Genomic DNA, 18,944 nt, shown 5'->3' on the forward strand with positions numbered 1-18,944 from the left:
TCAAACCTCCTTCGAAGCCGGCTTGCCGTTGACCGTTCCGGAATCGGCACCGTTTTCCGGACCGAATCCGGCCGAGCTTTGAATTTTCCGGATCGCGACCGTGCGGAAGACCATGCCGTCCTCGTCGCCGAATACCGATAAGCGATCCGCTTCGGGTTCCGGGAAGATCAGGTCGGTCATTGCGAGACGTCCGTCGCCTTCGAACGCTTCCACCGAAGAACGGTCGACGAAGATCCTTAGACGCGTATCGAATGCGACCGCTGCGTCTGCCTGACCGGATGCTTCTGAAGCTTCCGACTCCGGACGCGTCTTTTGCGCCGACGTCGCGAATGCGGCGGTCGAAGCGGAATGACGGTCCGCGAAATGCTCGTAAAAACCGCTCTCGCCCGCTTCGCTGCGGTCGATATACAGCTCGTCGGCATCGAACCCTACCGAGGTACCGCAGCGCTTTCCTTCGCGCACACGGAATCCGAACGATCGTCCCGCCTGCGCTTGTACCTCCAATTCGAACGCATCCAGCCGCAGCGGCTTCAGCGCTTCGCGCAGCTCGCTCAACGATACGTTTTCCGATTCCAATACCGGTACACGCGCCGCTTCGACTTCCCGGGCCGGACGCTGCATCAACGTTTCGACGCCGCATACCGTCTCCAGCGTCAATTCTCTCGGCAGCGTCATCGCGCCGCGCCAACCGTCGCTCGGCGTCGAATTCGCGTAGCGCCAATTGCTCATCCAGCCCACGTACAGCCGTCTGCCGTCTTCGGCCGGCATGTCCGACCAACTCACGCCTGCATAATTGTCGCGTCCGTGATCAAGCCAGCGGACTTCGCGCGACGCTTCATCCGGCATGAACGTCTCGCCGTCGAAATCGCCCGTGAAATACTGCGTCCTCGACCCTTCTTTGCCTGATCCGTTGTCGCCGATGCTGACCAGCAGCACCCAGCGGCTGTTCGACGGATCGCCGTCGACGGGCAGCTCGAACAAATCCGGGCATTCCCATACGCCGTCGTGCGAGCCGATCCCGTCGCCGAAGTCGCTGCCGAACGTCCAATTTTTCAAATCCGGCGACCGATAGAACGAAACGATTTGCCCGCAGGCGAGCACCATGATCCACTGCCGCGTTTTTTCGTGCCAAAACACCTTCGGGTCGCGGAAATCCGGCCAGCCTTCGCGTTTCAGCACGGGATTGCCTTCATATTTATTCCAAGTACGTCCTTTGTCCCGGCTGTAAGCCAGACTCTGCGTTTGCACGGTCGGCATTCCCGGACGCTCGAGATGATGGGTGAAAATCGCGACCAACCCCGGTCCGTCCGGGAAAAATCCTGTCGTATTGTTCGTATCCACTACCGCGCTGCCCGAAAAAATCGTGCCGTGTTCGTCCGGTTCGATCGCGACCGGCAGCTCTTCCCAATCGATCAGATTGCGCGTCACCGCATGTCCCCAGTGCATGGGTCCCCATGTCGTGCCGAACGGATGATGTTGGAAAAACAAATGGTACTCCCCGTCGAAAAACACCATGCCGTTCGGATCGTTCATCCAGTGCTTTGCCGGCGAAAAGTGATAAATGCCCCGATAATCGGGCGTTGTCGCTTGTATCGTCATCATTGATAAGCCTCCCGTGCTTTCTTGTCTTCGTATTTCACTGCGGGCTCGCCGCCGAATTTTTACGGCTGGGCGACGCTCCGGTCATAACCTTCCTGACGGATCTTGAGCCATTCCTGCAGTCCCAGACGATCCAACTCCTGCAGGTACTCGTTCCATTCGCTGTCGGCTTTGCCGTTCTGGTACCATTCCGTGCGTTTGCGCAGCATGTACGGGAACAGGTCGGCTTCGATCGTGGACAGCCGGTCCAGTTCGTCGATGCTGAAAAAGACGTTCGGATACGTGTTTTCGGCGGTCATATGCGGCACGAGCACTTTTTTCATCAGATCCATCCGCCATTTGGCGTCGTCCGGCATCGTCGTGTACGTGCCGAAATATTCGTCGAGGATCGCCAGCGGTCCGCCGATGCTCGTCTTTTGGCGCACTTCGACCGGAGCCGAGCCTTCGAGCGGCAAATGCTTGAGCATTTGCTTGCTTTCGTCGAATTCGAAAATGTTCTGCTGGCTCTCGTCGCCGTACGTGCCCCAGTTGTCCTGAACGGATTGAAGCGGATCGTAGAGCGCGTCTACCCATTTGGCCGTCGTTTCCAGCTGTTGGTTGGTACTGGTGACGACCATCGAACCCCGCATGAAGCCCATGCCGTTGTTGCGCGTCACGTTGACTTCTCCTCCGGGTCCCGCGACCGGCGGCATCAGATCGTATTTGTCGTTCATGCCCGTAATGTTCGCTTTGTCCCAAGTGAAGTACAATCCGTAACGGTCGTCTTTGCCTTTGGCGACGTACGTATTCCAATCCTGCTGGAACGACTCGATGTCGATCAGTCCGTTGTCGTACAGGTCGTACACGTAATTGACCGCGTCTTTGTAGCCCGGTTCAGTGCCGGTGAAGATCACTTTGCCGTCATCGCTCACGACCAGGTGGTCCGGATTTTCGCCCAGGCCGAACGCCGCGAACAGGAACGTCAGGTTTTCGCCGCCCGGCTTGTCGATAAATGACAGCGGAATTTCGTCGGCTTCGCCGTTTCCGTTCGGGTCCTGCGTTTTGAACGCGATCAGCGTTTCTTTGAGTTCTTCCGTGGTCGTCGGCATCTCAAGTCCCAGCTTGTCCAGCCATTCGACGTTGATCCACGGCATATTGTCGACCGCTTGGATGCGTTCTTTGTCCGCTCCGAGTTCTTCGATCCACGGAAACGCGTAGATATGACCGTCCGGCGCCGTAATCATCGCCCGGTATTCGGGATTTTCGTCCAGCACCTTTTTGAGGTTCGGCATTTGCCCGTCGATCAATTCTTCCAACGGCACGATCGCTCCGTCTTTAGCCAGCTTCAGCAGATCGTAGTCGCTGTATTCCGCCGCGAAGACGGCATCCGGCAGATCGCCGCTGGCCATTGCCAGATTGCGTTTTTCCACGAATACGTCGCTCGTGTAGCTGGTCCAGTCGATATGCACGCCCGTTTTTTCTTCAAGACGCTTGACGATCAGCTTCTCGTTCGGGTCGGCAGGAGCAAGCGGCGAGCTGGAGGTCAGCAGGCGCAGGATCGGTTTGCCGTCGGCGGTCTGCTGCGGTTCGGACGATCCGCCTCCGCAGGCGGTGACCAGCAGCACGGTCGACAACGCGGATGCGGCGAGCGCTTTTTTCCAGTGGGGCAGGCGAAGCTTTTTCATAACCAAATTCCTCCTTCGGATGATGGATGCGCGAGCGGCCTTATTTCAGCGAGCCGACCATGACGCCTTTTTCGAAATACTTTTGGAAAAACGGATACATGATGATCAGCGGCAAGCTGGAGATGACGATCGACGAGTATTTGATCATTTCCGACAATCGTTTCAGTTCCGCCATCGCCTGCTGATCGCCGATCATGCCCGGCGCCGCCTGATTCTGGATCAAGATCGAACGCAGAACGAGTTGAAGCGGGAACAGTTTGGAATTTTCGAGATAGATCATGGCGTCGAAGTACGAATTCCACTGCCCGACGAACGCGTACAGCGCCAGCACGAACATGATGGGCTTGGACAGCGGAATGACGATGCGCATGAAGATTTTGAATTCGGACGCGCCGTCGACGTTCGCGGCTTCTTTGAGTTCTTTGGGAATGCTTTTGAAAAAAGTTCGGGCCAAAATGATGTTCCATACGTTCACGGCGCCCGGAATGATCAACGCCCACGGCGTATCAAGCATGCCGAGCTGGCGGATCAACAGGTAAGTCGGAATCAAGCCGCCGCCGAAAAACATCGTGATGAGGAACAGCGTCATGACCAGCTTGCGTCCTGCCAGCGTATCGTCGGCGAGCGCGTAGCCCGCGCAGATCGATACCAGCACCGTGAACACCGTGAACGCCCCGGCATACAGCAGCGAGTTGAAAAATCCGCGGATCATGGCGTCGTTGCTCAATATTTTCCGATATCCCTCCAGGCTCCAGTCGGACGGATTAAGCGACAACCCCCGGTTGAGCAGCACGGTCGGGTCCATGAACGACGCGACGATGATATACACGAACGGAACGACCACGACCAGTACGGCCAGCGTCAGGAACAATCCGTTCAGCACCAGCAGGAAGCGGTCGAACGGCGTATTTTTGACAGTCATCGGATGTTCTCCTTTCCGCTTCTTTTAATAAAGTCCCTGATTGTCGTTGAGCTTTTTGACCACGAAATTCACGGTAAGCAGCAGGATGACGTTGATGACCGAATTGAACAGTCCCACCGCCGCCGAGTACGAATAATCGCCCGATTGCAAACCGACTTTGTAGACGTAGGTGGCGATGATTTCCGAAGACGGAAGGTTCATCGACGTTTGCAGCAGATACGCTTTTTCGAAGCCGATCGACATGATGCCTCCCGCCGCCAGGATGAACACGATCGCCATGATCGGCTTGATCGTCGGCAGGTCGATATGCCAGATCCGCCGCATCAGGCTCGCCCCGTCGAGGCTGGCCGCGTTATGCAGCTCGGGATCGACGCCCGCCAGCGCCGCCACGTAGATGATCGAAGCCCAGCCTGCCGTCGCCCAGATATCCGACAGGATGTACACCCAGCGGAAGTAAGCGGGATCGGTCATGAACATGAGCGGCTGGCCGAAGATCCAAGTCGCGATGGCGTTGATCGGTCCGGTCGGCGACAGGAAGATGAACAGCATCCCCGCAATGACGACGACCGATACGAAGTTGGGCGCGTACAGAAACAGTTGGATGTTCTTTTTCGCTCCGGCTTTGCGTACCTGATTGAGCATCAGCGCGAGCAGGATCGGGATCGGGAACCCGAACAGCAGCCCGTAAAAGCTCAATTTGAGCGTGTTCATGAAAATGACTTCGAAGTTGGGCGAGAGCAGGAATTTTTCGAAATACTTGAATCCCGCCCATTCGCTGTTCAGGATGCCCCGGATCGGGCTGAACTCCTTGAACGCGATCACCGCCCCGTACATCGGGACGTACTTGAAAATCAGGGTCAATAAAAGCGCCGGCATCAGCAGCAGATACAAAAAACCGTTCTTTTTGAATGTTCCCCGTCCGCGGCTTGCCTTTTGTTTTTGTTTGATCAGCGGGCCGCTTTTCCCGGTTTGTGCCGAATTTTGCATTCCCCTTCCTCCATTTCCTGCTAAGGTGCATACGCGAAACTTTCGAAGTTCATCTTCGGCGCCGCGTATAGGCCCGATTAATTTGTCGGCGGAATCAGTAAGGGCTTACATTTCACATTTGACCTATTCCGCGTTTACAATTTACCAGAATAAATATTCATATGTCAATTAATTTTGTAAAAATAATTTTTACATTTGTTTATCCAGACGCATATAAAGACTTTTGATCGGCTTTACAAATGTAACAATCAGATTGCTATTCAACACTTTTTACGATACATTTGACTAATACGTTAAGCGTATCGAATCTAGCGTTCGACGCGGTAAAACCTTCATAAAGCGTGAAGGTTTCGATTCGTTCCTGAAAGGCAAGCCTTGTCTTCGCGCCGTTTTCCGGCCGAAATCCCCGTATTCAATCGAACCGATAAAGGTGGAAAACATCCCATGGCCAAAGAGAAAGTCACGATTCAACATATCGCCGACGCGCTGGGCATCTCCCGCAATACGGCGTCCAAAGCGTTGAACGATACCGGGGGCATTCCTGAAGAAACCCGTGCCCGCGTGATCAAAAAGGCGATCGAGCTGAAATACAAACAATTCGCCTATATGGAAACCGACGGCCTGCTTCCCAAAAAGACGGGCAATATCGCGCTGCTGACCACCAATATGCCCAATACGTCGCATTTCGGCTCTCCGGTCATCAGCGGACTCGAACAGAAGATCAGCATGGAAGGCTATAACCTCTCGATCCATATCGTGCGCGACGACGAGCGCGGCGAACGGGCGCTTCCCGTCAACTTCGATGCCGCCGGCGTAGACGGCATCGTCTGCATCGAACTGTTCGACCCGGCGTACAGCCGATTGTTGACGGAGCTCGATATTCCCGTAATTTTTATAGACTGCGCGGCCGACGCGTTCTATCCGGATTTCGGCGCCGACGTTTTATTGATGGAAAACGAGCACAGCACTTACGCCCTGACGCGCGAGCTGCTTGCCGACGGCTTGACCGAAATCGGATTCGCCGGCGACTATAACCATTGCAAAAGCTTCCGCGAACGTTGGATCGGCTACGGCCGAGCTTTGGCCGATGCCGGCCTGGACATTCCGCGCGAACAGTCGATCCTGGAGGAAGACCGCTTTTTCCTGTTCGAGACCGATTGGATGGAACGCAAACTCGAAACGATCGGGCGGCTGCCGCAGGCTTTCGTATGCGCCAACGATTTTATCGCCGTGCGCCTGATGAAAGCGCTCAAAAAAATCGGCGCGTCCGTCCCCGGCGACGTGCGCGTCTGCGGCTTCGACGATTCGTCCGAGTCGCGGATCGTGGACCCGCATCTGACGACGGTGCATATTTACAGCAGCGATATGGGCGTCAAAGCCGGCGAAATGCTTCTGTCGCGCATCCGCAATCCAAGGCAGCCGCATCAGGTCGCGCACGTGTACACGAAGCCGATTTCCCGGGCATCGACGCAGGGTGAACGGATCGGCAATCAGGTTTGACAAGAATTCGGATGTAATGAAAACTGTGAACAGAAACGGAGCGAATATTCATGATCAAAAACGAAAAAATCAAAGCCGCCGAAGTCGACGTGACCGGAGTGAACGGCGAGGCGCTCGGCGTCATGCCGACAAGCGAAGCGCTTAAGCTGGCAAAGGAGCTGGGCGTGGATCTCGTCTGCACCTCCCTCTACTCCAGTCCTCCGCCGTGCACGCTGATCTCTTCCGGCAAAGCGAAAGAAGCGAAGCAGCAGGAGAAAAAAGCGGCGCGTCCGGCCAAGATCAAAGAAATCCGGCTGACGGCAAGTATCGAAGAACATGATTACGACACGAAAAAGAACCAGGCGCAGCGCATTCTCGAAAGCGGCGATTCCGTTCAGTTCGTGGTCAAGATATCCGGCAAAGAAGGCGCGAAAGGCAAAGAACTGCTCGAGGAGTTGCTGCGGGATTTGAAAGAAGTCGGCACGAAAAAAACGGGGATTCAAGTCAGCGGAAAGCAGGTTAACGTGCAGGTCGATCCGCTATGAGCACAGCCTGACGGAAACGAAGGAGTGATGACAATGAATGCTGATCAACATCCGGTTCTCGACGATACGCTGTACGCACTGCTTGACGGCACGCGCCTGCACGAAAAAACGCAGATCGCCATGACGCTGCATACGGTCGATGAGGCAGGCTACCCGCATCAGGCGATGGTCAGCGCGGGCGAAGTGATCGCGGAATCCCGCGGCACGCTGCGTATCTCGCTATGGCTCGGCACGAATACGACAAGCAATCTGCTGCGCGACGGCAAAGCGCTGCTCGGCGTCGTGCACGGCGGCATCTCGCATACCGTTCGCCTGCAAGCCCAGTCGCTGCCGGAACTGGACGACGTTCGGCATCCTCGCGCGCGATTCGCGGCGAAGGTGCTGGATATTCGCGCCGACCTCGCCAAATACGCCACATTGACGAGCGGCATCACTATTGAACTGAACGACCCGCAGGCGGTAGTCGCCAGATGGGAAGAAACATTGGAGGAATTGAAACGATGACATCACTCGAAAACGAGCATCTTTCGAACGATACGGCCGCGTCGACGAACGTTCGTTCAGCGAATCCCGAAGATTCCCTAAGCCCCGTATTCGACTGGAAGGAATTCCCTAGCTTGGACACGCCTCGCCTGATCCTGCGCAAAGCGGTACCGAGCGATCGGACCGGATTATTCGCCTTGTATGCGGACGAAGAAGTGATGCGTTACATGCCGCTCGATCCGTTCGAATCGGTAGAGGAAGCGGATGACGAAATGAGTTGGCACGCCCGTATTTTCCGCGAGCAAACCGGTATCCGTTGGATGATCGAGGAACGCGCGACCGGCGCTTTCGTCGGTACATGCGGTTTTCTCGGCATCGAACGGCAGCATAGCCGGATGGAGATCGGTTACGATCTGGCACGTCAGCATTGGGGCAAAGGCCTGATGCCCGAAGCCGTGCGCGCCGCGCTGGATTTCGGCTTCGGCCCGCTCGCGGCGAACAAGATCGAAGCCCGCGTCGACCCGGATAATGCCGCCTCGATCCGCTTGATGGACAAGCTCGGTTTCGTTCGGGAAGGACTGCTGCGCCAGCATGAATTCGAGAAAGGGCGTTACGTGGATCTGGCGGCATACGCCTTGCTCAAAAGCGATTTCGATTCGCTGCCGCGTCCGTCAGGAGCTTTGACGGCACCGGCTTATGAAGTGCAGCTCGTCGAATCCCGCAGCGAATGGCCGAATCGCTTTCTGAAGGAAAAGGCCCGGATCGAACAAGCTTTGTCGGGATTCGCTCCTCTGCTCGGACTCGAACATATCGGCAGCACGGCCGTTCCCGGTCTGCCGGCCAAACCGATTCTCGATATCGCCGCAGGCATCGATCGACTGGAAGGCTGCGACGATTGGATTGCTCCGCTTGCCGCGATCGGGTACGAATACATTCCCAAGAACGAAGTTCCGAATCGGCATTTTTTCCGACGGGGCGAATGGCGCAAAGGCACGCATCATCTGCACGTTTATGAATGGAACGGCGAAGCTTGGCTTGCCCATTTGCGCTTCCGCGATTATTTGCGCGCTCATCCGGAAGCCCGCGATCGATATGCGACATTGAAACGGGAGCTGGCTGCGCTTCATCCGGACGATCGGGCTGCGTATACCCGCCTCAAATCGCCTTTCATCCAAACGATGATGCAGGAAGCGATATTATGGGAAGCTCGAACCGATAGAATAAACGAAACAGAATGACCTATCGTCAAAAAGCCGGACCTCTCGCGTAAACGAGAGTGCCCGGCTTTCTTTTTCTTCTACCCTTCTAACCCGCTGCTCCTTACTGCCCATACCCGTCCGTACCGCCTTTATATTTCCCGTAGGCCCCGTATGCGATGTACGCTGCGCCCAGCACGATATAGGCGTACCGTACCCAGCTGAACCAGTGCCCCGGCTCGGCAAGGATCGAAGCCGCAACGCTGACGATAATCGCCATAGCCGCATTTTCCACCAGGTGATACTCCGCACCGTGGCGAACGAGGCGGAACGTAATGATTCCCGCCGAAATGATCATCAAGGCCAACATGATATACACGAGCAAATCGATATTCCTCCTCCGTTTGTCTTTTCTCTCCTCATTATAGTCGATCTGACGGAGACGGGCGATCTGCTCCCTGATCGGCTACCCCGCTGCCAACCGCTCGATCCGTGCCGCCAACAGCTTCGTTCTCGTCACCAATGTACGCCGGGAAAAAAGATTCGACAAGCATACGCGAACCGGGGCGAAACATATGATTTCCCCAAACAAAAAAGCCTGCCCGAAGGCAAGGCTTTCAGTCGTGACGCGACACTCAATCTCCGGCTTCCCCTTCGACTCCTTGACCGTGATACAGTCCGCTGTAGAATCCGCCCTGCTTCAGCAATTCGTCATGCGAACCGTGTTCCAGCAGGCCGCCGTCTTTCAAGACCAGGATCTGATCGGCTTGACGAATCGTATTCAGGCGATGGGCGATCACGAAGCTGGTGCGGCCTTTCATCAGGCGTTGAAGGCCCTGCTGAATCTTGATCTCCGTCACCGTGTCGATGCTGCTGGTCGCTTCGTCGAGCACGAGGATCGCGGGATCGGCCAGCATCGCGCGAGCGATCGCGAGCAGCTGCTTTTGTCCCTGGCTGATCCCGCTTCCTCCGTTGTTCAGCATCTTGTCGTAACCGTCCTGCAGCCGAGCGATAAACGAGTGCGCGTTCGCGAGCTTCGCCGCTTCCTCGATCTCTTCGTCCGTCGCGTCCAGCCGTCCGTACCGGATATTCTCGCGGATCGTGCCTTCGAACAAGAACGTCTCCTGAAGCACGAACGCCATATGCGAACGCAGATTTTCCCGCTGAATGCTGCCGATCTCGCGGCCGTCGATCGTGATTTTCCCGCCGCTGGCATCGTAGAAACGGGACAGGAGCTGAATCAGCGTCGTTTTGCCCGCCCCTGTCGGACCGACCAGCGCGATCGTCTCGCCGGGCTTCGCTTCGAACGAGATGTCCGACAGCGTATTGCGGCCTTCGTCGTAACCGAACGAAACATTGTCGAACTTGACCGAGCCTTCGATCTTGTCGAGCTTGGCCGCTTTGCCTTCGTCTTTGTTCTCTACTTCTTCGTCCATGATCTCGAACACGCGCTCCGCGCCGGCGATCGCCGACAGCAGCGTGTTCCACTGGTTCGCCAGATCGTTCAGCGGACGGGTAAACTGGCGCGCGTATTCGACGAACACGATAATGACGCCGATCGTCACTTGACCGTTGATCGCGAGAATGCCGCCGATCCCGGCGACGAGCGCGAAGCTGAGGTTGTTCAGGCTGTTCATCAGTTTCGGAATCATGCCGGAAATGGTCTGCGCCCAGAAGCCGGACAAGCGAATGCGCTCGTTGCGGACCGCAAATTCTTTTTTGACCCGATCTTCCTGGGAAAAGGCTTTGATGATGCGTTGACCGGACAACGTTTCTTCGATGTAGCCGTTCAGGTCGCCCAGATTGCTTTGGCGTTCTTTGAACAGCGGGCCGGTGCGGCGGGTGATCCAGCGCATCCCGACTGCCATCAGCGGCACCACGATGAACGTGAGCAGCGTCAGCAGCGGGCTGAGACTGAGCATGACGCCCAATGTCCCGAACAAGATCAAGATGCTGGAAAAAATCTGAATCGCCGAACTGTTCAGCGTGGCGCTGACGTTTTCGATATCGTTCGTCACCCGGCTCATCAGCTCGCCCTGTTGGCGTTTGCCGAAGAACGGGATCGGCAGTTTGTGCAGATGGGAAAACAGGTCGACCCGCATCCGGTAGACCGTTTCCTGCGCGATCTCGATCATCCAGATGCTTTGCAGAAACATGGTGATCGGCCCGAGCAGATACACGACGCCCAGCACGACCAGGAACCAGACCCAACCCAGTCCCCAGAACGATCCTTCGCCGCTTAAGTAGTCGTCGACCGCGACCCCGATCATGTAAGGGCCGAGCAGCGACAGCGCCGAGCTGAGCAGCACCATGAACAACACCAGTCCTAGTTTGAGCTTGCGCTGCGCCAGGTACTTCCAAATGCGGCCCAGCGTGCCCGAGACGTTTTTGGCCCGTTTTTTCTTCTTGTATTCTCCGCTTGCTTTCGACGGATCCGCGATGACCGGAGGCCGCGGCTGGCGGAAAGCTTCGGTCCATCCATTAGGCATGCAGCGCTTCCCCCTGTTCGAATTGGGATTCGTAAATATGGCGGTACAATTCCGACATGCGCATCAATTCCTGATGCGTGCCGCCCGCGATCAGCCGTCCTTCGTCGAGCAGCAGGATCAGATCGGCCGCCTGCGTGGAACTGATTTTTTGCGTAATCAGGAACGTGGTGCACGAGATATCCTCCAGCGCGCCGAGCAGCCGGCTTTCGGTCGCCAGATCGAGCGCGCTCGTGCTGTCGTCCAGGATCAAAATGGACGGCTTGCGCACCAGCGCGCGAGCGATCGACAGCCGCTGCTTCTGCCCGCCGGACAGATTGACGCCGCGCTGACCGAGCTGCGTATCGTAGCCGTTCGGCAGCTTTTCCACCGTTTCGTGGATCTGGGCGATCTTCGCGGCTTCTTCGATCTCTTCGAACGTGGCATCCTCGCGTCCCCAAGCGATATTTTCGCGGATCGAGCCGGTGAACAGCAGCACTTCCTGCGGCACGTAACCGATGCTGCGGCGCAGATGCTCGGTGTCCCACTCGTCGATGCCGCGACCGTCAATGGTGATCTCGCCTTTGTCGCGGTCATACAGATGCGGGATAAGCTGCACGAGCGACGACTTGCCCGAGCCGGTGGCGCCCATGATCGCTACCCGCTTGCCCGCGCCGATCTCGAACGAAATATCTTCCAGCACTTTGATGTCGCTGGTCGGATATTTGAAGGAAACGCCGCGGAATTCGACCGCTCCTTCGATTGCCGCACCTCCGTAATGCGCGTTTGTCTCGTCCGTGCGCGATTGTTCGAATGCGGCGGCAGACGCGCCGCTTTGATATCCGTACGCGTTCGTTTGCTTGAATTCGCCGTCCTGCGTATCCAGTACTTCCTTCACGCGCTGGGAAGAAGCCCCGGCACGCGAGAACGTTACGGCAATCCAGGAAAAGGCGGACAGCGCGCCGATGGTGCGCAGCGCATAGTTGGCGACCGCGACCACTTCGCCGACGGTGGCGCTGCCGGACGCGATATCCGCGCGGCCGAACCACAATACGGCGATGATCGAAGCGTTCATGACGAGCATGATGAACGGCATCGTCGTTTCGGTCAACCGAAGCGCGGATACGGTGTTTTTCATCAGCTTGCCGCTGGAAGCGGCGAAGCGTCCGTTCTCGTGCTTCATGCGGACGAATACGCGGATCAGGCGGATGCCGGTCAAGTTTTCCTGAATGACGCCGTTGACCTTGTCCAGGCGCTTCTGCACGTTTTTGAACATCGCGCCCGCGCGGCGCATGATCCACAGCACGAATACGAGCAGCAGAGGCACGGTGAGCGCGAGCAGCAATCCCAGCTTGAAGTTGACGATCATCGCCATGGCGACGCTGCCGATCACGACGAGTGGCACGCGCGTCATGAAGCGCAGGCTCATGAAAATGGTATCCTGCAGCATCGTGATATCGCCCGTCATGCGCGTGATCAGCGACGATGTGGCAAACTTGCTGAACACCGAATACGAAAACGATTGCACTTTATCGTACAACGTCTCGCGCAAGTCGCTGGCGAAGCCCTGACTGGCGTACGAGGCGAAAAACGAACTGGCAATGCCGGCCCCGAACGCGAACAACGTTCCGATCAGCAGAACGCCGCCCCACATCCAAACGACGCTCAGGTCCGAATTGGCGATCCCGTCGTCGATGATCTTCGAGATCAGGTACGGCTGCGCCAGTTCGACCGTCAGCTCGATCACCATCATCAGCAGCGCGAGCAGGGATGCGGTGCGGTACTTCTTTAAAAAGGAAAAGACAAGCGACATAATCATTCCTCCGAACCCTACGACCGTATTTTCATAACCTTGCAAACAGACGATATTTCCAGTATACCGGATTCTTCCTGACATGAGCCTGACAGTAAGCCATAAATCGTTAACCTTTTTACAAATTGCTGCGTTTCTTCTTACCGACATGATATGTTAAAAATTATTTACCCTTCCCTTCAACGGAATAACTTGGTTTGCGCAGAGAAAGATAAAATTTCGTATATTTATGCGTGATTGGCGGAGCATCGATTGGGTAACTATACCAACGAGCGAAGGCGGCGCGATGTTCCGCACGTAGGCGCCGCCCCCAAACCTACTTATTCGAAGGAGTGTATCCCATGTCCAATTCCCCACGAATGAACGGCAAAGTCTCGGTCGTCACCGGAGCCGGTTCCGGTATCGGCCGCGCCGCCGCGCTGCGTCTGGCCGAAGAAGGATCGAAAGTCGCCCTGATCGACCTGCACGCGGAAACGGTAGAGAAAGTCCGCGGCGAGATCCAAGCGGCGGGCGGACAAGCGCTGGCGCTGACCGTCGATATCTCCGAGCCGGCGCAGTATCGCGAAGCGTTGCAAAAGGTCGCGTCCGAATACGGAAAAATCGATACGCTGTTCGCCAACGCTGGCATTCTGGGCGTCGTCGGCCCGATCGAATCGATCGAAGACGACGATTGGGACAAAACGCTGACGAACAACGTCAAAGGCACGTTCACCAGCGTCAAGTACGCTATTCCTTACCTGAAAGAAAACGGCAAAGGCAGCATCGTGCTCACCAGCTCCCTCAGCGGCACGCGCGTCTTTTCGCAAAAAGGGTTCTCCGCTTACAGCACGTCCAAAGCGTCGATCGCCGCGTTCGGCCAGATGGCCGCGTTCGAGCTGGCGCCGTTCAATATCCGGGTCAACATCGTCGCGCCGGGCACGATCGAAACGAATATTTCGGACACCGGCGAGCAAGAACCGGAAGTCGAGAACATGAACACGAAGCCCGTCGAATTTCCGGAAGGCACCGTTCCCCTGCCCGAAGGCAGCGGCAAACCGGAGCAAGTCGCGAATCTGGTGCTGTTCCTGCTGTCGGACGAAGCGGATCACGTGAGCGGCGCGGTCGTGCATATCGACGGGGCGGAGTCGTTGTTCGTGGGATAACGGACGCCGTTTCGAAAACAATCGACAAATAAAGCGCATGAAGCCGCCTATCCGAAGATAAGCGGCTTTTTCGCTTGCGCCGAACTTGCATCTTTTACTTCGCCGAAACGGAATTCCCGAACACCCTCCGCCCGATCTCCCACTTCCCGCCTTCGAACGCCAAGCGGAACGTCTCCTCCGCTTTAATGTCTTGCGAAGAGAAACCGAGCATGACGTCGAGTTGGACGTTTTCCAGCACCAGCTTCAGGTCGCGGTCGTGGTAGCCGATCGAATCGAATGCGATATCGAACGACAGCGACACGCGGCCGCCCGCCGGAATGCTAATGCGCTTGTACGCTTTGAGTTCGCGTTCCGGCTGCAGCACGCTGGCGTACTTTTTCCGCACGTACACCTGCACCACTTGATCGCCTTCGCGCTCGCCCGCGTTTACCACGTCGGCCGTCACCTTGATCCCGTCTTCCGTCTGCTCGAAGCTGACGTTTTCCGCTTCGAACGTCGTGTAGCTCAAGCCGTAGCCGAACGGATACAGCGGCGCCAGATCCATCTCCAGGTATTTGCCGCGCCAGAACTGCTTGTGTCCGGTTGCGAGCTGCGAATAATGCACCGGCAGTTGGCCCAGCGCTTTCGGCAGCGTGACGGACAGCTTGCCGCCCGGGTTGTAGGCTCCAGTCAGCGTTTCCGCGATCGCGTCGGCTCCGCGCATGCCCGGCTTCCACGCTTCGAGGATCGCGTCCATCGATTGACTCTCCTCCAGCAGCTCCAGCGGACGGGCGTTGCACAGCACCAGCACGACCGGACGGCCGGTTGCATGCAGCGCGCGCAGCAGCTTTTTCTGTTCGTGCGACAGACAGATTTCCACCCGGTCCGTCGATTCGCCGCTGTCGTTCTCGCGTCCCATGCCGCTTGTATCGCCGCAAACCGCGATAATGACGTCCGCATCCTTGGCCGCTTCGACCGCTTCTTCGATCTGGTAAAAGTCCGCTTCGCCGTTGTAATCGGTCGTGTCCTTGATGCCTGCTTTGTAGACGACGTCGGCATTCGGCAGCGCGCTTTTCAAAGCTTCGTAGACGGTCGGCATATCCTGATGGTACAGATCTTCGTACCGCGTATCTTTCTTTTTGAAAAAGAGCGTCCGCGCCAATACTTCTTCTTCGGTCAACCCTTCGGAATGGTAGTACATGTCTTCGATATGCGCAGGATAAGAATAATCGCTGTAGCCGAATTCCTTCACATGAGCTAATGGGCCGATCACGGCGACCTTTTTCAAAGACGGATCGAGCGGCAGGATGCCGTTATCGTTTTTGAGCAGCGTCATGGTGCGCAGCGCCATTTCTTTGGACAGCTCCACCATATCCGGCGTGCAGACCGAAGATTCGGTAGCGGCTTCGTCCACGTACGGATTGTCGAACAGTCCGAGGCGGAATTTGAGATCCAGCACTTTGCGCACGGCGGAGTCGACCAGCTCAAGCGCGACTTCGCCTTTTTCCACCAATCCTTGCAAGTATTTCTCGAACATGAAGTCCAACTCGCATTCGATGCCCGCTTCCAGCGCCAGCTTCACGGCTTCTTCCTGCGTCTCGCAATATTCCTGGAACGACTGGATCAGTTGGATGCCGTTGCCGTCGGAGACGGTCAGCCCTTCGAAGCCCAGTCGCTCTTGCAGCAAATGCCGCAGAACATACGAAGACGCATGAACCGGAACATGGTCGATCTCGTGGTAAGCCGCCATGACCGACAGCGCGCCCGCGTCGCGAATCGCCGCTTCGAACGGTACCGCGTACTCGTCGAGCAGCTCGCGGTCCGTCACGTGCACCGGCCCGCAGTTGCGTCCGCCGTCGCTGATGCCCTGCGCCACGAAATGCTTGAGCGTCGCGATGATGCCCTGCGTCAGATCGTCGGATTGCAGCCCCCGCACATAAGCGGTTCCGTACTGGCTGACCAAGTAGGCGTCTTCGCCGAACGATTCTTCGTAACGGCCGTAGCGGTGATCGCGGATGACGTCGACGACGGGACCGAGCGCCCAACGTTCGCCGGTCGCGATCATCTCGCGCCGCATGGCGTCGGCCATGCGGCGAATCGGTTCCTCGTCGAACATGGCGCCCGCGCCGATATTTTGCGGGAAAAGGGTATGGTTACGGCTGAGTACCCCGGATGTCGCTTCGGTCATGAACAGCACCGGGATGCCGAGACGCGTCTCTTCCACGAAATGCTTCTGGATCGTGTTCATCGCGCGCGCCATTTCCGCCGGGAGCAAATCCGTCGCCCCGCCGATCCGGCTGATGTAGCCGCAGCCGTGCGGAACTTTCTCGCGCGTCAGTTCCGCCGAGAACACGAAATTTTGCACGTCGGAAATCATGCTTCCTGTTCGTGCCGAGGTCAGTTGAGCGACTTTTTCTTCCAACGTCATCTGCGTCAGCAGATCGTTCACGCGTTCTTGCGTCGGTCGAGATGCGTCTTTGTACGTCATATCGGATAGCCCCCTTTGAGTGTGTAACGAGAAAAACCTAGATATGTAACCGCTTTATTTCAACAAACTTATTATATAAAACCTTTTCGGAGAAAGCTACCGCCATTTCCTTTAGGCTGTCTGAATTTCGCAGTTTAAAAAATTCGGCTGCTATTTCGATTCGTTAACGATTATTCGCATGCTTGTATTGATAATTGTAACTAAATAAGTTACAATTGGTTTCGAACGATTCACTTTCCATTTCAAACTTCTAAGGAGCGTTATTCATGACACGGGAAAACAACGAATTGATTTATATATGGGATGCCTATTGCGGTTGGTGCTACGGCTTTTCCTCCACGCTGGGCAAGCTGCATGCCAACCATCCCGAGCTGCCGCTGTCCGTCTGGTCCGGCGGTTTGTTCACGGGCGAAAACGCGCAGCCGATCGGCGCTTTTCCGCATATAGCGGCGGCTAACGCACGGATCGGCGAACTGACGGGCGCGGAATTCGGTGCCGCGTACGACGAACTGCTCGAAAAAGGCGACGCCGTGATGGACTCGGAAGCGGCAGCGGCAGGATTCGCGGCGCTTCGCGCCCAGGCGCCGGAGCGTTCCGCGGAACTGGCTTCGGCGATGCAGCGCGCTTTTTACCAAGACGGAAAAAGTTTGAGCGAGCCGGATACGTACCGCGAGATTGCCGCACAATTCGGTCTTGACGCGGAAACCGCCGTAACGTTCATGAATGCGCCGGGAACGGCTGCCTCCGTCCGCAACGAGTTTATCCGCGTATCGCGGCTCGGCGTACAAGGCTATCCGACCCTTCTGCTTCGCAAAGGCGATTCGTTGTATCAGCTCGGCGGCGGTTCGACGACGCTTGACGCATTGGAAGAGCGGTTGGCCGGCGTGCTCGGTTAACTAAAAAAATGTTGCGACCATCCCTCATCTTGAATGAATTTCCGCTTTCGCGAGCGGAAATCTCAAACATGATGGACGATTGCAACATTTTTACGTTTTGACTTATGACCTGCCTACAAATGTTGGATTTACGCAATATTTTCGCGCGTATAGGGGTCGTCGACTAAATCGTTAAGGCAGCGTGATATCCTCTTCGATCTTGATCGGCGTCATGAATGCGTCCTCTTCGAGCAGAGGAGCAATCATAGCGGCCATTTCGCTGCGAGTGACCTTTTTGTTCGGATTCAACGTGCCGGTACCGGTAACTTCGATCAGACCCGCCGCGTAAGCTGCACCTACGTCATCCAAAGCCCAGATCGGAATATTGCCTACGCCGCCGAGTCCTTCCGGAAGCGGCTGCGATTCCAGATGAGCGGCGCGCGCGACCATGGCTGCCGCTTCGGCGCGCGTTACGGGAAGCTTGGGACCGAACTTGTCTCCTTTTTCCAGATACCCTTCATATACGCCCGCAGCAGACAATCCGCCCACGTAGCGAATCGCCCAGTCCGGAATCGGGTCGGTGAAATACACATCGAAAATGCTGCCGTTCGCTTTCATCGCGCGTCCCAAGATTACCGTAAAGTCGGCGCGGCCGATTTCGGCTTTGGGACGGAACTTGCGATCTTTCGCCGCTTTGACGATTCCTTCATTATAGAGGGTCATGATCGCTTCGCGATTCGGGTCTTTGGCGATGTCGTAAAAAGGCTCCGGCGCTGCCGGCGTTGCGGCCGGCTTACCCGCGGCTGGCTTCGTCGCAGGCGAAGCAGCGGGCTTGGTCGGCGAGACCGCAGGTTTGGTCGGCGAATCGGCCGGCGCTGTCGCCTGTCCCGCCGCGTCGGCATCCGCTTCTCCGGAAGACGGCGATACGCCGGGCGCTTCTTCGGCTGCCGATTCTGCCGCAGGTTCCGAAACCCCGGATACTCCGTCCGTCGCTTCGGACGTCGAAGGCACGGCTGCGCCCTGTGCTTCCGGTTCGGTCGGCGTCGAAGCCGAAGGCGTCACGCTTGGCGCAGGCGCCGCGGTCGATGTACCAGCAGCAGGCTCGGCAGCACTGCCAGTTGCAGAGACAGACGTTTGCTCCGCATGTACGGCAGGCAGACTAAACGACGGTGCCGCAAGCAGAGATGCCGCAGCCAAAATCAGAATTTTTTTGCGCGTGTTACGAGTAGTCGATTTGTGCATGATTCATTTCTCCTCCTTAAAAGCCATCATTCCCTCTACTACCTTACAAAAAATCTTCTTTTGAT

Annotated in this window: 15 protein-coding genes; 6 read left to right on the plus strand and 9 right to left on the minus strand. The window is 56.7% G+C overall.

The window, feature by feature from the left end; all coding sequences use genetic code 11:
* From HRQ63_RS10855 to HRQ63_RS10870, 4 genes are read right to left on the minus strand one after another with little or no spacing between them, the layout of a single operon-like run.
* A complete protein-coding gene (locus HRQ63_RS10855) occupies positions 1-1,602 on the minus strand; it encodes a glycoside hydrolase family 32 protein (RefSeq protein WP_371873206.1) in 1,602 nt (533 codons plus the stop codon).
* 59 nt (positions 1,603-1,661) lie between these two features.
* Positions 1,662-3,263 carry an extracellular solute-binding protein gene (locus tag HRQ63_RS10860; RefSeq protein WP_172243095.1) on the minus strand — a complete coding sequence of 534 codons (1,602 nt, stop codon included), beginning with the start codon at positions 3,261-3,263 and terminating at the stop codon, positions 1,662-1,664.
* 40 nt (positions 3,264-3,303) lie between these two features.
* Positions 3,304-4,185, minus strand: coding sequence for a carbohydrate ABC transporter permease (locus tag HRQ63_RS10865; protein WP_172243097.1), 882 nt, complete (start codon positions 4,183-4,185; stop codon positions 3,304-3,306).
* 24 nt (positions 4,186-4,209) lie between these two features.
* Complete coding sequence (locus HRQ63_RS10870; RefSeq protein ID WP_229714154.1) at positions 4,210-5,061, minus strand: ABC transporter permease; 852 nt, start codon at positions 5,059-5,061, stop codon at positions 4,210-4,212.
* Between the two features lie 555 nt (positions 5,062-5,616).
* Here HRQ63_RS10870 and HRQ63_RS10875 point away from each other — a divergent pair.
* The 4 genes from HRQ63_RS10875 to HRQ63_RS25890 are packed head-to-tail and all read left to right on the plus strand — an operon-like array spanning position 5,617 to position 8,917.
* Positions 5,617-6,672: a LacI family DNA-binding transcriptional regulator gene (locus HRQ63_RS10875; protein WP_172243101.1), complete on the plus strand. Its 1,056-nt coding sequence runs from the start codon at positions 5,617-5,619 to the stop codon at positions 6,670-6,672.
* Positions 6,673-6,722: 50 nt separating this feature from the next.
* Positions 6,723-7,196 carry a translation initiation factor IF-3 gene (gene infC / locus HRQ63_RS10880; RefSeq protein ID WP_172243103.1) on the plus strand — a complete coding sequence of 158 codons (474 nt, stop codon included), beginning with the start codon at positions 6,723-6,725 and terminating at the stop codon, positions 7,194-7,196.
* Between the two features lie 33 nt (positions 7,197-7,229).
* Positions 7,230-7,700, plus strand: coding sequence for a pyridoxamine 5'-phosphate oxidase family protein (locus tag HRQ63_RS10885; RefSeq protein WP_172243106.1), 471 nt, complete (start codon positions 7,230-7,232; stop codon positions 7,698-7,700).
* The gene (locus tag HRQ63_RS25890) at positions 7,697-8,917 is read left to right on the plus strand and encodes a GNAT family N-acetyltransferase (protein ID WP_229714130.1); all 1,221 of its coding nucleotides are present in this window, start codon (positions 7,697-7,699) and stop codon (positions 8,915-8,917) included. Before HRQ63_RS10885 ends, HRQ63_RS25890 begins: the two co-directional genes overlap by 4 nt.
* Before the next feature lie 82 nt (positions 8,918-8,999).
* On the opposite strand, the gene HRQ63_RS10895 is transcribed toward HRQ63_RS25890, so the two are convergent.
* From HRQ63_RS10895 to HRQ63_RS10905, 3 genes are all read right to left on the minus strand, one after another.
* Positions 9,000-9,260 carry a hypothetical protein gene (locus tag HRQ63_RS10895; protein ID WP_172243109.1) on the minus strand — a complete coding sequence of 87 codons (261 nt, stop codon included), beginning with the start codon at positions 9,258-9,260 and terminating at the stop codon, positions 9,000-9,002.
* Positions 9,261-9,510: 250 nt separating this feature from the next.
* Complete coding sequence (locus HRQ63_RS10900) at positions 9,511-11,364, minus strand: ABC transporter ATP-binding protein (protein ID WP_172243112.1); 1,854 nt, start codon at positions 11,362-11,364, stop codon at positions 9,511-9,513.
* Complete coding sequence (locus HRQ63_RS10905; RefSeq protein ID WP_172243115.1) at positions 11,357-13,153, minus strand: ABC transporter ATP-binding protein; 1,797 nt, start codon at positions 13,151-13,153, stop codon at positions 11,357-11,359. The genes HRQ63_RS10900 and HRQ63_RS10905 overlap by 8 nt, the downstream gene beginning before the upstream one ends.
* Before the next feature lie 341 nt (positions 13,154-13,494).
* Here HRQ63_RS10905 and HRQ63_RS10910 point away from each other — a divergent pair, with 341 nt between their 5' ends.
* Positions 13,495-14,295: an SDR family oxidoreductase gene (locus tag HRQ63_RS10910; RefSeq protein ID WP_172243118.1), complete on the plus strand. Its 801-nt coding sequence runs from the start codon at positions 13,495-13,497 to the stop codon at positions 14,293-14,295.
* A gap of 94 nt (positions 14,296-14,389) precedes the next feature.
* Here HRQ63_RS10910 and HRQ63_RS10915 read toward each other — a convergent pair whose 3' ends face one another.
* Positions 14,390-16,762 (minus strand): glycoside hydrolase family 3 N-terminal domain-containing protein, encoded by a 2,373-nt coding sequence (locus tag HRQ63_RS10915; protein WP_172243121.1) that lies wholly within the window; start codon positions 16,760-16,762, stop codon positions 14,390-14,392.
* A gap of 266 nt (positions 16,763-17,028) precedes the next feature.
* Here HRQ63_RS10915 and HRQ63_RS10920 point away from each other — a divergent pair, with 266 nt between their 5' ends.
* On the plus strand, positions 17,029-17,658 hold the full coding sequence (locus HRQ63_RS10920; RefSeq protein WP_172243124.1) for a DsbA family protein: 630 nt from the start codon (positions 17,029-17,031) through the stop codon (positions 17,656-17,658).
* A gap of 171 nt (positions 17,659-17,829) precedes the next feature.
* Here the strand turns inward: HRQ63_RS10920 and HRQ63_RS10925 are convergent, their stop codons facing one another.
* Positions 17,830-18,879 (minus strand): S-layer homology domain-containing protein, encoded by a 1,050-nt coding sequence (locus tag HRQ63_RS10925; protein WP_172243127.1) that lies wholly within the window; start codon positions 18,877-18,879, stop codon positions 17,830-17,832.
* Positions 18,880-18,944: the final 65 nt, after the last annotated feature.

The organism is Saccharibacillus endophyticus, from assembly GCF_013185185.1.
Lineage (GTDB): Bacteria > Bacillota > Bacilli > Paenibacillales > Paenibacillaceae > Saccharibacillus > Saccharibacillus endophyticus.